Here is a 13895-nt window from a genome sequence, read left to right as displayed (position 1 = left end):
TCCCATGACCCACCGCTATGTCATGGCCTTCGACGCCGGTACCACCAGCATCCGGGCCATCCTCTTCGACAAGGCGGGCGACATCGCCGCGTGCGTCAGCCAGGAGTTCCCGCAGATCTATCCGCAGCCCGGCTGGGTCGAGCACAACCCGCTGGACATCTGGAACACCCAGGTCACCGTCGCCAAGCAGGTGCTGGCCCAGGCCGAGTGCGGCTCCGAGGACATCGCCGCCATCGGTGTCACCAACCAGCGCGAGACCGTGGTGATCTGGGACCGCGCCACCGGAGAGCCCGTGCACCACGCCATCGTGTGGCAGGACCGCCGCACCGCGGCGCTGTGCGAGGAGCTCAAGGCCCGCGGCCTGGAGGAGCACGTCAAGCGGACCACCGGGCTGATCATCGACGCCTACTTCTCCGCCACCAAGGTGAAGTGGATCCTCGACAACGTGCCCGGCGCCCGGCAGCGCGCCGAGCGCGGCGAACTCGCCTTCGGCACCGTCGACTCCTGGCTGATCTGGAACCTCACCGGCGGCGCCGCACACGTCACCGACTACACCAACGCCTCGCGCACCATGCTGTTCGACATCACCCGGCTGGACTGGGACCAGCGGCTGCTCGACGAGCTCGACATCCCCCGCGCGATCCTCCCCGACGTGCGCCCCACCAGCGAGGTCTACGGCCACACCGAGGAGTCGGTGCTGCTCGGCGCCCGGATCCCGGTCGCCTCGGCCGTCGGCGACCAGCAGGGCGCGCTGTTCGGCCAGGCGTGCTTCGACCCGGGCTCGGTGAAGGCCACGTACGGCACCGGGGCCTCGCTGGTCCTCAACACCGGCGACAGCCCCGTCTTCAGCGGCAGCGGCATGCTCACCACCATCGCCTGGGGCGTGGACGGCGGTGTCGAGTACGCCCTGGAAGGGCTGATCTTCGTGGCCGCCGCCTCCATCCAGTGGCTGCGCGACGAGCTCCAGATCGTCTACGACGCCGAGGACACCGAGCACGCCGCCCTCAACGTCCCCGACACAGGCGGCGTCTATGTCGTACCGGCCTTCGTGGGGCTCGCCGCCCCGTACTGGGACCAGTACGCGCGGGGCGCCATCCTCGGACTGACCCGCGGCGCCAGCCGCAAGCACATCATCCGGGCCACGCTGGAGTCCATCGCCTACCAGATCCGCGACGTCATCACCTGCATGGAGGCCGACTCGGGCCTCACCACACGGGAGATCAAGGTCGACGGCGGGGCCACCGCCAACAACTTCCTCATGCAGTTCCAGGCCGACATCCTCGACGTCCCCGTGCTGCGCCCCACCGTCATCGAGTCCTCGGCCCGTGGCGCGGCCTTCCTCGCCGGGCTCGCCACCGGGTTCTGGAAGGACCGGGACGAGCTGTCCGGCACCTTCCGGCTCGAGCGCCGCTTCGACTGCGCCATGGACCGGGCACGGGCCGACCGGCTCTACGCGGGCTGGCAGAAGGCGGTGGGCTGCGCCCGGGACTGGGAGGAGCACTGACCCGGCCCCGCCGACCCGGCCCTTGACCCCGCACGGCTTCTCGAAGGAGAACTGACATGCCGCGGACGTATCACGCCGCCGCCCGCCCCACGATGTACTTCATCGGCGTCACCACCACCAAGTCCTCCATCATGAAGGTCTTCCCGGCGTGGGCGCGCGAGCTGAACCTCGACGCCGTCATCGAGGGCATCGACCTCCCGCTGGACGACACCCCCGAGCACTACCGGGAGGTGGTCGACTTCATCAAGCACGACCCCCACTCGCTGGGCGCGCTGGTCACCACCCACAAGCTCAACCTCTACAAGGCCGCCCACGACCTGTTCGACGGCGTCGGCCACGAAACCGAGCTGCTGGACGAGGTCAGCAGCGTCTCCAAGCGCGGCGACCAGCTGTGGGGCCACGCCATGGATCCCGTCACCAGCGGCCTGGCCCTGGAGGCCATCGTGCCCGACGGCTACTGGTCCCGCACCGGGGGCGAGCTGCTGCTGCTCGGCGCGGGCGGCTCCTCGCTCGCCCTCACCCTGTACCTCCACAACCGCGCGGCGGCCGGTGGCGACGTCCCCTCCCGCATCGTGGTGACGGGCCGCCGCGAGGCCCGGCTGCGCGAGATGCGCACCGTCCACGAACGCCTCGGCTTCACCATCCCCATCGACTACCGGCTCGCCCCCGAGCCGGGCGACAACGACGCACAGCTGCGGACACTCTCCCCCGGCTCCGTCGTGGTCAACGCCACCGGACTCGGCAAGGACCGGCCCGGATCCCCGCTCACCGACGCCGCCCGGTTCCCCGCCGACGCCATCGCCTGGGATTTCAACTACCGCGGCGACCTGGTCTTCCTGGACCAGGCGCGGGCCCAGCGGGACGCCTCCGGGCTGCGCGTGGTCGACGGCTGGCTGTACTTCATCCACGGCTGGACCCGTGTCATCGCCGAGGTCTTCCACCTCGACATCCCCACCCACGGCCCCGTCTTCGAGCGGCTGTCCCGCATCGCCCGCGACGTCACCAAGGAGCACGCATGAGCACCACCGCCCCCCGCCCCGCCGTCGTCACCGACTTCAGCCTCGTCACCGGGCTCTCCCGGACCAGGAAGCCGCTCCAGCGCCGCATGTCCGCCATGGCCGGGATGTACGCCGACCAGGAGGCCGCGGAGCGCCTGGCCGAAGAGGACGTCCTGGTCTACGAGTTCTTCGACATGGGCGTCCCCCAGAGCTCCGGGGAGGTGGCCTACGGCACCAGCATCACCTACCCGGGCAAGGTCGGTGACGAGTACTTCATGACCAAGGGCCACTTCCACTCCGTGCTCGACACCGCCGAGATCTACTACTGCCTGCGCGGCCGGGGCCTGATGATGATGGAGAACCCCGAGGGCGATGTGCAGTGGCAGGAGTTCACCCCCGGCCAGGGCGTCTACGTCCCCGGCCGGTACGCCCACCGCTCCATCAACACCTCGCCCGACGAGCCGCTGATCACCTTCTTCGCCTTCCCCGGCCACGCCGGACACGACTACGGCACCATCGAGTCCAAGGGCTTCCGCAAGATCGTGGTGGAGCGGGACGGCGCCCCGGCGGTCGTGGACAACCCGAAGTGGGCGCGGTGACGAACCGGATCGCCGTGACGCCACGCTCGCTCTCCCAGGGCGGCCACCCCGCGCTGGCCGCCCTGGAGACGGCGGGCTACGACCTGCTGTTCCCCACCCCCGGCCGTCAGCCCACCCGCGAGGAGCAGCTGCGGTTCCTGCCCTCGTGCGTGGGCTATCTCGCCGGGGTCGAGCCGATCACCCGCGAGGTGCTGGCCGCGGCCCCCGGCCTCAAGGTCATCAGCCGCAACGGCGTCGGAGTCGACTCCGTGGACCTGACCGCCGCCGCCGAGCGGGGGGTGGCCGTCGAGACCGCGGCCGGGGCCAACGCCCAGGGCGTCGCCGAACTCGCCATCGCCCTCATGCTCGCCGGGCTGCGCCACATCCCGCCGCAGGACACGGCGCTCAAGGCCGGCCGGTGGCGGCGGATCGAGGGCCGGGAGGTGGCGGGGCGCACCCTCGGGGTCGTGGGGTGCGGGCAGATCGGCCGCAGGGTGGTCCGGCTCGGCCTCGGGCTCGGCATGTCCGTACGCGCCTTCGACGCGTTCCCCGACCCGGAGTTCACCCCCGCCGGGGACTTCTCGTACACCACGCTGGAGGAACTGCTGGCCGGCGCGGACGCGGTGACCCTGCACTGCCCGCCCGCGCGGCGGCCACTGATCGACAAGGCCGCCATCGCGGCCATGCGGCCCGGCGCCCATCTGGTCAACACCGCCCGCGCGAGCCTGGTGGACGACGGCGCGGTCCTCGACGCGCTCGAGGACGGCCGGCTCATCGGGTACGCCACCGATGTGTACGACCAGGAGCCGCCGGAGCCCCAGGAGCTGCTCCACCACCCGCGAGTGATCTCCACACCCCATATCGGGGGGTACACCGGGGAGAGTGTGGAGCGCGCAACCCGCGCGGCCGTGGAGAATCTGCTACGGGTACTTAACCCCCCTTCCTGAGACCACGGAGCGAGTCATGGCTGTCCCGGCGGATGAGGCCGGCAATGTGCTGCACCTCATCACCAGCAAGCTGCCCTACCTACCGGGCGCCCTGCGCCAGATCGGCGAGTATCTGCTGGCCCACCCCCGGCAGGCGCAGTCGATGACCATTTCGCAGCTGGCCTCGGCGTGCGGCGTGGCCGAGTCGACGGTGTCCCGGTTCGTCCGCGAGCTGGGCATGGACAGCTATCACTCGCTCCGCGTCAGCCTCGCCGAGGCCACCTTCGCCACCCGGTCGGCCGCCGCCGGCCGGGACGAGGAGTTCGTCTACGAGGGCATCCTCCGCGGCGACGAGCCCCCCGCCATCGTGGGCAAGATCGAGCGCAGCAGCCGCCAGACGCTGGCCCAGACCGCCAAGCAGGTCAGCGGCGACGCCATCAGCCGGGCCGTCGATCTGCTGCACGAGGCGGACGCGGTGGTGTTCTGCTGCATGGGCTCCTCCAGCATCGCCGCGGAGGAGGGGGTCATGCGGTTCACCCGCGCGGGGAAGAAGTGTCTGCTCTACCGCGACCAGAGCGTGCAGGTCATGCTGGCCACCATCCTGACGCCACGGGATGTGCTCATCGGCATCAGCGACTCCGGCAAGTCCACCGCCATCGTGGACGCCATGCGGCTCGCCCGGCAGACCGGGGCCACCTCCATCGGCATCACCTCCGTCCAGGACAGCCCGCTGGCGGAGCTCAGCGATGTGCCGCTGTTCACCTCCAACGTCGCGGGGGAGGGGCTGTACGGGGAGTCCGTCACCTCGAAGTGGGGCCAGCTGCTGCTGATCGACATCCTCTACGCCACCTACGCGGCGCGCCACTTCGACGACACCCTCCACCACCTCAAGGAGACCTACGAGGCGGGCATCCGCCACTCCCGTTCCCCCGGAAGCCCGCCGGTGGAGAGCTGACCACCGGGGCCGGTCACCTGGACACGATCCGCAGGGTCGCCGTACCGTCCTCCCCGGCCGCCATCAGGATCACCACCGAGCCGGGCTGAGCGGCCGGCCGCATGGTGCTCACCCTTCCGCACACATTGCTGCTGCCGTGGTCGCGCAGCACGGTGAGGCACCCCTGGCCGGGGCCGCTCGCCCCGCCCCGGGAGCGGTTGCCGCCCGACTGCACCGTGTACGTGACCTTGTTCGGGCCGAGCTCGTCCACGGTCAGCGTCGCCGGACCGGCCGGGCCCTTGAAACGGACCGTCACCCGCTCGGACACCGCGATCTCGCAGTTGCCGTCCGCGCAGGCGCCGACGTCACGCCCGTCCGCCGCCGGCTGCGACGGCTCCGACGGTTTCGACGGGGCGCCGGGATCGCCGGAGGGGCCGCCCGAGGGCGGTGCGGAACGGGACTCCGACGGGTTCCCACGGTGCGAGGGCGCCCCGTCGGTGGTGTCAGAACCGCCGCAACCGGCCACGGTCAGGGCGGTCAGCACCGCCATCACCGCCGCCGTACGGCCCGGTCCAGGCTGATGCGCTCGCGCCCCGCGCGTTCCACGTACCGATCTCATGGTGGTCATCATGACCGGTGTCCCGGCGTGCCCCGGGTGCGACATTCCGTCGCGGGGCCGGTCAGGGGGCGAGTTGGCGGCTGATGATGAGCCGCTGGATCTGGTTGGTGCCCTCGAAGATCTGCATGATCTTGGCTTCGCGCATATAGCGCTCCACGGGGAAGTCGCGGGTGTAGCCGTAGCCGCCGAAGACCTGGACGGCGTCCGTGGTCACCTTCATGGCGGCGTCGGTCGCCGTCAGCTTGGCGACGCTGGCCTGCCGGGTGTACGGGCGCCCCTGGTCGCGGCGGCGGGCCGCGTCCAGATAGGTGGCGCGCGCGGAGTCGACCGCGGCGGCCATGTCGGCCAGCAGGAAGCCGAGCCCCTGATGGTCGATGATCCTGCGGCCGAAGGCGGTGCGTTCATGGGCGTAGCCGACCGCGGCGTCCAGGGCGGCCTGGGCGAGCCCGGTGGCGCAGGCGGCGACGCCCAGCCGGCCGGAGTCCAGCGCCTGGAAGGCGATGTGGAGCCCCTGGCCCTCGCCGCCGATGAGCCGGTCGGTGGCGAGGAGGGCGTCGTCCCAGAAGGCGGAGGTGGTGGGGATGGCGTGCAGGCCCATCTTCTCCTCGGCCCGGCCGAAGGTGAGGCCGTCGGTGTGGCCGGGCGCGAAGAAGCAGGAGATGCCGTCGCTGCCGGGGGCGGTGCGGGCGAACAGGGCGTAGAAGTCCGCCTTGCCGCCGTGGGTGATCCACGCCTTGGTGCCGTTGATCCGGTAGCCGTCGGGGGCCTTCTCGGCGCGGCAGGTCAGGGCCGCCGCGTCGGACCCGGCCTGGGGCTCGGACAGGCTGTACCCGCCGATGAGCCGGCCGCCGAGGATGTCCTCCGCCCAGCGTTCGCGCTGCCCGGTGGTGCCGAATGTGAGCAGGGGGAAGGCGGCGAGGGTGTGGACGCTGGTGGCGATGGCGACGGCGGCCCAGCGCGCCGCCAGCTCCTCCAGGACCTGGAGGTAGACCTCGTAGGGCTGGCCGCCCCCGCCGTACTCCTCCGGGTAGGGCAGGCCCAGCAGCCCGGCGTCGCCCAGCAGGCGGAACAGGCCCTCGGGGTAGGTCTCGTCGCGTTCGTGCCCGTCGACTCTGGGGGCGAGCTCCTTGTCGGCGATCTCGCGGACGAGGTCGAGCAGGTCCTCGGCCTCACGGGTGGGAAGCAGACGGTCGACGGGCATCAGGGGCGCTCCTGAGGTGCGGACGGGCGAGGAGAGGTGCTGAGAGCCTGTGTCATATCCCCGGCCGGGCGTGCGACGCCTGGCACGCACGCTCGCCGCGTTGCCGAAACGCCCACGTGGCTCCGCCACGAGGACGCTCCGGCGCCTTGCGATCGCACGCACCAGACGCCGCACGCTGATCCGACCGGGGATATGACACAGGCTCTGAGGGCGGGGCCGGGGTCAGACGGAGACGGCCGCGGCGGCGTCGGCGGTGGCGGTCAGATCGTCCAGGGCCGCGCGGGCCGTGGCGCGGAACTCCTCGACCCGGGCCAGCTTGATGTCCTCGTAGCCGCGGACGGCCTCGACGAGCCGCACCAGATCCTCCACGGCGGCGGCGTTGCCGGGCGTCAGACGGGCCAGGGCGTCGCGGACCAGGGCGGGGTACTCCTCGATCAGCGCTCGCTCCTGGCGGCGGACCTCGGCGTAGCCGAAGAGGTCCAGCCGGGTGCCGCGCAGCCGCCGCAGGGCGCGGAGGAGCGAGAAGAGGGCGGGGGCCGTGCGGCGGAGCCGGATCTTGCGCTTCATGCCCAGCGCGCGCAGCGCCGGAGGGTGCAGCAGAACGGACACGTCGGCATCGGCACCGAACTCGTCCGCGATCCTGGCCCGTTCCACGGTGTCCAGATGGAGCCGGGCCACCTCGTACTCGTCCTTGTAGGCCATGAGCTTGTGCAGCCCCTCGGCGTAGGCGACGGCGATGCGCTCGCCCGCCCCGTCACCGGCCCGCCGCCGGGCCGTCGCGGCCACCTGCTCCACCTCGGTGGCGTACCGCTCGGCGTAGGCCCGGTCCTGATAGGCGATCAGATCGGCGGCGCGCAGGGCGACGGTGTCCTGGAGCGTTCCGGGCCCGGCGGCGGTGGCCGCGACGGCGCGCGCCTCGGGTGTGACCTCCAGGACCGGCCGTTCCGGTGCGGCCAGGGCGCGCCGTACGGCCTCGGGGTCGAGGGCGGCGGCGCGCCCCCAGCGGAAGGCCGCGAGGTTCTTCTCCACGGCCGTGCCCAGACGGATCGCGCCCTCGATGGCGTCTTCCGTCAGCGGGAGGCAGCCGTGCTGGAAGGCGGCTCCGACGAGGAGCATATTGGTCGGCATGTGATCGCCGAACAGGGCCTCGGCCATGCTCTGCGCATCGAGGTAGAGGTTGTCCCCGGGGCGGGTGGCCGACTCGATCCGCTCCAGGGCGTCGTCCGGGGAGCCGGGTACGACGACCCGGTTGGTCACCATGGCCGCGGTGGGGACGATGGCGGAGTTGACGACGGCGATGGTGTGGCCGGGGCGGGCGATGCGGAGATTGGCGTCGGCGGCCGCACCGAGCAGATCGAAGCCCAGGAGCACGTCGGCGGTCGCGCGGGAGGCGCGCACGGCACCGGTGACCGGAGTGGCGGAGATCCGTACGTCGCTGACGACGGGTCCGCCCTTCTGGGCCAGCCCCGTCTGCTCCAGTCCCGCCGCGTAGCGGCCGTCCAGATGGGCGGCCCGCTGGAGCATCTGTGAGACGGTCACGACACCGGTGCCGCCGATGCCGGGCATCCGCAGCAGCGTGTTCTCCCCGTCCACCGCCGGGGTGGGCGCGGTCAGGGCCACGGGCGGCTGGGGGATGGCATGGGCCTGCTTGTCCTTCGCCTCCTTGGCCGCCTCCGCCTTCGCCTTCGCCTTCGTCGTCTTCGGCTCGACGAGGAGGAAGGAGGGGCAGTCGCCTTTCAGACAGCTGAAGTCGGAGTTGCAGGACGCCTGGTGGATCCGGGTCTTGCGGCCGAAGGTGGTGTCCACGGGCTGCACCGACAGACACGTGGACACGTCCCCGCAGTCACCGCAGCCCTCGCAGACCCGCTCGTTGATGACCACCTTCTCGGCGGGGGTGGGCAGCTGACCGCGCTTGCGCAGCCGGCGCTCCTCCGCGGCGCAGCGGTCGTCATGGATGAGCACGGTCACGCCGTCGGTGGCGGCCAGCTCCTGCTCGGCCTCGGGCAGATCGTCGCGGTGGCGCACCGTGGCGATCGGGTCGAGGCGTACGCCGCGGTAGTCGGCCGGTGCCGCGGTGGTCACCACGATCCTCCGTACGCCCTCCAGGGCGAGCCAGCGGGTCAGCGCCGGGACGTCCAGCCGCCCCTCCGGCCGCTGACCGCCCGTCATCGCGACGGCGTCGTTGTAAAGGAGCTTGTACGTCATGGTCACGCCCGCGGCGACCGCCGCGCGGATGGCGAGCGAGCCGGAGTGGTGGAAGGTGCCGTCACCGAGGTTCTGCACGAAGTGCCGGTCGTCGGTGAACGGGGCCAGGCCGATCCACTGCGCGCCTTCGCCGCCCATCTGGGTCAGCCCGATCTGGTGGCCGCGGCCCGCGCCATCGAGGGCGATCATGGCGTGGCAGCCGATGCCCGCGCCGACGAGGGTGTCATCGGCGGTGCGGGTGGAGGTGTTGTGCGGGCAGCCGGAGCAGAAGTAGGGCGTGCGCGCCGAGACGGTGGGCAGCGCGATCCGGGGCGCGGGCGGCGGTGCCAGCGAGGCCAGCCGGGCGGTCGCGGTCCGCGGCAGCCGGTCCTGGCCGATGCGCTGGGCCAGGGCCTTGGCCACGTCCTCGGCGCCGAGGGTGCCGCGGGCGGTGAGCAGCGGCCGGCCGTTCTCGCCGCGGCGGCCGACCACCACGGGTGCGTCGGCGCTGCCGTACAGGGCGGCCTTGAGGTGCCCTTCGAGGAAGGGCACCTTGTCCTCGACGACCAGGACCTGGTCCAGATCGCCGGTCATGGCCACCAGGTCCTCGTCGCAGAGGGGGAACGGCATCGCCAGCCGGATCAGCCGGATACCGAGCGCCTCCATGTCCGCCTCGCCGATGCCGAGGTCGGCCAGGGCGCGCCGCACCACGGCGTACGAGGTGCCGGAGGCCACCACGCCCAAGGTGGCGTGCGCGGCGCTGAAGGTGATCCGGTTCAGCCCCGCCTCGCGGGCGTAGGCGCGCGCCAGGTCCAGCCGGCGGGTGAGCATGTCGTGCTCGGCGTCCACGGACGCGGGGCCGACCAGAGTGGGCGGCGCGCCACGCGGGGCGGCGGGCGGGGCGGGGATGTCGGGCCGGAGCGCGTCCAGGTCGACGATCGCCGAGGCGTCCGCGATATCCGCGACGATCTTCAGCCCGGTCCAGAGGCCGGTGGCGCGGGACAGGGCCACGGCGTGCAGTCCGAGTTCGAGGATCTCGGGCACGGAGCCGGGCGCGAGGAGGGGCATGGCCAGGCTCTGGCACATCGGCTCGCAGGAGCTGGGCACGGTCGAGGACTTGCTGCCGGGGTCGTCACCGATCCAGGCCACCGCGCCGCCCAGCGCCGCCGTACCGGCCACCGTCCCGTGCCGCATCGCGTCGGCCGCGCGGTCGAGACCGGGGTTCTTGCCGTACCAGAACCCGGTCACCGCCTCGTGGCGGCGTCCGGGCACCTGCCCCAGCAGCTGCGTCCCGGCCACGGCGGTGGCGGCCAGCTCCTCGTTGAGCCCGGGCCGGAACACCACACCGGCGGGGTCGAGGAAGCGGCGTGCCCGGGCCAGCTCCAGATCGACCCCGCCCAGCGGTGAGCCCGGATAGCCGGAGACGAACGCGCGGGTGTCCAGGCCACGCGCCTCGTCCAGCCGGCGCTGTTCGAGGGTGAGCCGGACCAGGGCCTGGATGCCGGAGATCAGCACACGGCCGCCGCGGGCCGTGTAGGGGTCATCGGGCGAAACCGCGGCGGGGTCGGTGCTCACGTGAGCCTCCTCGGCGTGTCTGGGGTGCGGCTCAAGGACAGCAACACCTACCGGAGGAGCACAAGTAACTTGCGGCCGATCCGGGTGAAGACGCAAACTGCCGGGGAAATTCGCGATGCCGACTAAAAGAGTTTGCGCGCGTTGTACGGGTCGCGCGGGTCGTGCGGATGCGCGTGGCGCGGAGTGGAGGGCCGATGCCCGAGTTCGACGATGTGGACCGGCAGTTGCTGCGCATGCTGCGCGAGGACGGGCGGCGCACCTTCTCCGAGATGGCACCCGAGGTGGGATTGTCGGTGGCCGCGGTCAAGCGCCGGGTGGACCGGCTCAAGGACACCGGGGTGATCAAGGGCTTCACGGTGCAGATCGACCACACCAAGCTCGGCTGGGGCATCGAGGCGTTCGTGGAGCTGTCCTACACCGGTACGACACCGGTCGGGGAGATCGTCCGCACCTGCTACACGGTTCCCGAGGTGCAGGCCGTCTTCACCATCGCCGGTGACCCCGACGCGCTCGTGCACGTCCGGGTGCGGGACATCGAGCATCTGCAACAGGTCATCGACGGTCTGCGCCGCGTCGGCCTGGTCACCGGAACCAAGACGCTGATGGTGCTGGGCTCGTGGACACGCCACGCCTGAGCTAGGGGCGCTCTTCGGCCTCCTCCGCTTCTCCCGCTTCGTCCGCTTCTTCCGCGGCGAGGTTCTTCTCGACCTTCATGAGGATCCTGGCGAAGGCCTCGCGCTCCCCGTCGTCGAGCCCGTCCAGGATGTGCTCCTCCAGCCGCGCCCAGGTCTCCGCGACCTTGGGCCGCAGGGCGTAGCTCCGCTCCGAGGCCCGGACCAGCATGACGCGCCGGTCCCGCGGATCGCGGGCCCGGGTGACATGCCCGCCCTGCTCCAGCCGCCGCAGCATCAGGGTCACCGTCGACGGGTCCAGGTCGAGCGCCCTCGCCAGCTCCGACTGCCGGACCGGCCCCGCGTCCCACAGGGTCATCATCAGGAATTCCTGGCCGGAGCAGAGGCCGGTCGGGCGCAGCAGCCTGCCCCCGGCGAGGCGGTGCAGGCGGGACACCCGCGCCAGGGTCTGACTGACGTGGCCGCCGTATCCGGCCTCCGTGGCGCCGGTGGGCTCGACCTCCGTCGTGTCAATGTCCGGGGGCTCTGTGGTCATGGTGGCAAGGCTATCGTGGCCGACCAATCATTGGCCACCCAATGAATGGGTTATGGTGGCTTCGCCGCGAGATCATTGGCCGCCCAATGATCTCATTGCCGACTGTTGTGCCCATCGACCGTCATGCCCCACCGACCCCGGGAGTCGTTGTGTCCACACCCTTCGATCCGATTGACCTCGCCGGGCTGCGGCTCCGCAATCGCCTGGTCATGCCCGCCATGGGCCGTGCCCGTGCCTTCGGGCCCGGCAATACGGCCACCGACTCCATGGCCACGTACTACGCACAGCGGGCCACGGCCGGGCTGATCATCACGGAGGGTTCGCAGCCGTCCGTGGTCGGCCAGGGCTTTCCCCACACCCCGGGGCTGCACAGCGCCGAGCAGATCGCCGCCTGGCGCCGCGTCACCGACGCGGTGCACGCCGCGGGCGGGACGGTCTTCGCCCAGATCTCGCACGTCGGCAGGGTCGGCGACCCCGGCCTGCTGCCGGACGGGCTGGTCCAGGTCGCCCCCTCGGCCGTCGCCGCACCCGGCCGACTGTTCACCGTCGACGGGATGAAGGACTTCACCACCCCACGCGAGCTGACCTCCCAGGAGGTGCGGGAGACGATCGCGGACTTCGCCCAGGCGGCACGCAACGCCGTCGAGGCGGGGTTCGACGGGGTCGAACTGCACGCCGCCTACGGCTACCTGATCCACCAGTTCCTTGCCCCCAGCTCCAATCTGCGCACCGATGAGTGGGGTGGTTCGACCGAGGGCCGGATCCGGTTCGCGGCCGAGGTGGTCGCGGCCGTGTCGGCGGCCATCGGGGCGCGGCGCACCGGGATACGGATCTCGCCCGGGACCCGTTACAACGGCATCGAGGAGCCCGACCTCGAGGCCACATACGTCCAGCTGATCCGCCGCCTGAACGAGACCGGCCCCGCGTATCTGCACATCGTCGAGGACTCCCGCGATCTGACCGGCATCCTCCGCAAGGAGTTCTCCGGAACGCTCATCCTCAACCCCGCGACGGACGGGTTCACCGGCGCGGAGGAGCTGGCGCTCATCGAGGACGGTACGGCCGACATGCTCTCCTTCGGGGCGCTCTTCCTCGCCAACCCGGACCTTCCGGCCCGGCTGCGCGCGGGCGGGCCGTACAACACACCGGACGAGACGACCTACTACGGCGGCACCGACAAGGGGTACCTCGACTACCCGTACCTGAACGCCTGAGGCCCGGCCCTCCTGGCCACGGTCGTAGCCGTGCTCGATGTGGTGGTCCGCCACTCCGCTCAGGCCGCGTATGCCACGGTGAACCGCTCGACGGCGTCCCACAGTTCGCGCTCGCGCCCCGGGTCGTAGGACTCCTCCGACGACCGCGCCACCCGGGCGCGGTCGACGTAGGAGCCGGTCGGCGCCGCGGTCGTGCCCAGCACGACATCGGCGAGGTGGCGGCCCGCAGCGCCGCGGCCGGTGGCGAACGGCGTGAGGGCCATCACCGGCAGCACGCGCCGCATGGCGAAGCGGGAGAGCGGACCGGCGTTGCGGGCGAGACCGGTGCCGGGGACGAAACCGGGGTTGTACGCGATGGCGTCGATCCCGGCCGGAAGCCTCCGCGCGTACTCGTGCACGAGGTGGATGGCGGCCAGCTTGCTCGTCGAGTACGCGGTGCGCCCGCCCGCCGTGCCGGACGGCTTGGCGAAGGCGCCCGGACGGGCCAGGACATCGGGGGAGTTCCAGACGGGGCCGGGCACCATGCCCATGTTGTGCCTGAAGTCCCCGAAGTGGGTGTCGCTGACGGTGATCACGATTCGGGCGGGCGCGGCGAAGTGGTCCTGGAGCACCCGGACGAAGAGGTGGTTGGCCAGTACGTTGACGGCGAAGGTGGCCTCGTATCCGTCGGGGGACTCGGTCAGCGCGTTGGTGTACTGCGTCCCCGCGTTGCCCACGAAGCCGCGCAGCGGTGGCAGATCACCGCGCTCCAGCCGGTCGCGGATCTCGGTGGCGGCGGAGCGGACGCTCTGGAGCGAGCCGAGGTCCGCCGGGACGTACGAGACCGTGTGCCCGCCCGTGGCGAGCTCCTCGGCGAGCCGGGCGCCGGAGGACGCGCGGGCCACGACGAGGAGGTGCGCGCCGGGCGACCGCCGCACGATGTGCTCCGCGGCGACGCGCCCGATCCCGCGGCTCGCGCCCGTCATCACGAGGGTGTGCTGCGCAGCAGGCATAAA

The 13895-nt window shown here is 71.8% G+C and carries 12 protein-coding genes; 7 read left to right on the top strand and 5 right to left on the bottom strand.

The annotated features are described in order from the left end of the window. The first annotated feature begins 4 nt into the window (after nt 1–4). From glpK to ACT2CW_RS21345, 5 genes are read left to right on the top strand one after another with little or no spacing between them, the layout of a single operon-like run. Nucleotides 5–1504, top strand: a complete 1500-nt coding sequence (glpK, locus tag ACT2CW_RS21365) for a glycerol kinase GlpK (protein WP_445517840.1) — start codon at nt 5–7, stop codon at nt 1502–1504. A gap of 56 nt (nt 1505–1560) precedes the next feature. Further along, on the top strand, nt 1561–2523 hold the full coding sequence (locus ACT2CW_RS21360) for a shikimate dehydrogenase (RefSeq protein ID WP_445517839.1): 963 nt from the start codon (nt 1561–1563) through the stop codon (nt 2521–2523). Further along, on the top strand, nt 2520–3101 hold the full coding sequence (locus ACT2CW_RS21355; RefSeq protein WP_414080433.1) for a glucose-6-phosphate isomerase: 582 nt from the start codon (nt 2520–2522) through the stop codon (nt 3099–3101). The genes ACT2CW_RS21360 and ACT2CW_RS21355 overlap by 4 nt, the downstream gene beginning before the upstream one ends. Continuing rightward, on the top strand, nt 3098–4027 hold the full coding sequence (locus ACT2CW_RS21350; protein WP_445517838.1) for a phosphoglycerate dehydrogenase: 930 nt from the start codon (nt 3098–3100) through the stop codon (nt 4025–4027). The genes ACT2CW_RS21355 and ACT2CW_RS21350 overlap by 4 nt, the downstream gene beginning before the upstream one ends. A 16-nt stretch (nt 4028–4043) precedes the next feature. Continuing rightward, nucleotides 4044–4961 (top strand): MurR/RpiR family transcriptional regulator, encoded by a 918-nt coding sequence (locus tag ACT2CW_RS21345; RefSeq protein ID WP_164424077.1) that lies wholly within the window; start codon nt 4044–4046, stop codon nt 4959–4961. 13 nt (nt 4962–4974) lie between these two features. On the opposite strand, the gene ACT2CW_RS21340 is transcribed toward ACT2CW_RS21345, so the two are convergent. The 3 genes from ACT2CW_RS21340 to ACT2CW_RS21330 form a co-directional block, all read right to left on the bottom strand. Beyond that, the gene (locus ACT2CW_RS21340; protein WP_445517837.1) at nt 4975–5559 is read right to left on the bottom strand and encodes a hypothetical protein; all 585 of its coding nucleotides are present in this window, start codon (nt 5557–5559) and stop codon (nt 4975–4977) included. Nucleotides 5560–5620: 61 nt separating this feature from the next. Then, entirely contained in the window at nt 5621–6760 is a 1140-nt protein-coding gene (locus ACT2CW_RS21335) for an acyl-CoA dehydrogenase family protein (protein WP_445517836.1), read from the bottom strand. Between the two features lie 222 nt (nt 6761–6982). Next, complete coding sequence (locus tag ACT2CW_RS21330; RefSeq protein ID WP_445517835.1) at nt 6983–10519, bottom strand: indolepyruvate ferredoxin oxidoreductase family protein; 3537 nt, start codon at nt 10517–10519, stop codon at nt 6983–6985. Nucleotides 10520–10713: 194 nt separating this feature from the next. Here ACT2CW_RS21330 and ACT2CW_RS21325 point away from each other — a divergent pair, with 194 nt between their 5' ends. Then, nucleotides 10714–11154, top strand: a complete 441-nt coding sequence (locus ACT2CW_RS21325; protein ID WP_037961940.1) for an Lrp/AsnC family transcriptional regulator — start codon at nt 10714–10716, stop codon at nt 11152–11154. A gap of 1 nt (nt 11155) precedes the next feature. Here ACT2CW_RS21325 and ACT2CW_RS21320 read toward each other — a convergent pair whose 3' ends face one another. Beyond that, nucleotides 11156–11686, bottom strand: a complete 531-nt coding sequence (locus ACT2CW_RS21320) for a MarR family winged helix-turn-helix transcriptional regulator (RefSeq protein WP_445517834.1) — start codon at nt 11684–11686, stop codon at nt 11156–11158. A gap of 149 nt (nt 11687–11835) precedes the next feature. On the opposite strand from ACT2CW_RS21320, the gene ACT2CW_RS21315 reads away from it, so the two are divergent. After that, nucleotides 11836–12900, top strand: a complete 1065-nt coding sequence (locus ACT2CW_RS21315) for an alkene reductase (RefSeq protein WP_445517833.1) — start codon at nt 11836–11838, stop codon at nt 12898–12900. A 59-nt stretch (nt 12901–12959) separates the two neighbouring features. On the opposite strand, the gene ACT2CW_RS21310 is transcribed toward ACT2CW_RS21315, so the two are convergent. Then, the gene (locus ACT2CW_RS21310) at nt 12960–13892 is read right to left on the bottom strand and encodes an SDR family NAD(P)-dependent oxidoreductase (RefSeq protein ID WP_445517832.1); all 933 of its coding nucleotides are present in this window, start codon (nt 13890–13892) and stop codon (nt 12960–12962) included. Nucleotides 13893–13895 lie beyond the last annotated feature (3 nt).

The sequence above is a fragment of the Streptomyces sp. NEAU-174 genome, assembly GCF_052665095.1.
The sequence above is the reverse complement of the archived record's forward strand: the minus strand, read 5'-3'. Positions and strand labels throughout refer to the sequence as shown.

What these genes read in the sequence shown, in the direction of transcription:
- ACT2CW_RS21355 (WP_414080433.1), top strand. Translation starts at nt 2,520, where the DNA reads ATGAGCACCACCGCCCCCCGCCCCGCCGTCGTCACCGACTTCAGCCTC.
- ACT2CW_RS21335 (WP_445517836.1), bottom strand. Translation starts at nt 6,760, where the DNA reads ATGCCCGTCGACCGTCTGCTTCCCACCCGTGAGGCCGAGGACCTGCTC.
- ACT2CW_RS21345 (WP_164424077.1), top strand. Translation starts at nt 4,044, where the DNA reads ATGGCTGTCCCGGCGGATGAGGCCGGCAATGTGCTGCACCTCATCACC.
- ACT2CW_RS21310 (WP_445517832.1), bottom strand. Translation starts at nt 13,892, where the DNA reads ATGCCTGCTGCGCAGCACACCCTCGTGATGACGGGCGCGAGCCGCGGG.
- glpK (WP_445517840.1), top strand. Translation starts at nt 5, where the DNA reads ATGACCCACCGCTATGTCATGGCCTTCGACGCCGGTACCACCAGCATC.
- ACT2CW_RS21340 (WP_445517837.1), bottom strand. Translation starts at nt 5,559, where the DNA reads ATGAGATCGGTACGTGGAACGCGCGGGGCGCGAGCGCATCAGCCTGGA.
- ACT2CW_RS21320 (WP_445517834.1), bottom strand. Translation starts at nt 11,686, where the DNA reads ATGACCACAGAGCCCCCGGACATTGACACGACGGAGGTCGAGCCCACC.
- ACT2CW_RS21325 (WP_037961940.1), top strand. Translation starts at nt 10,714, where the DNA reads ATGCCCGAGTTCGACGATGTGGACCGGCAGTTGCTGCGCATGCTGCGC.
- ACT2CW_RS21360 (WP_445517839.1), top strand. Translation starts at nt 1,561, where the DNA reads ATGCCGCGGACGTATCACGCCGCCGCCCGCCCCACGATGTACTTCATC.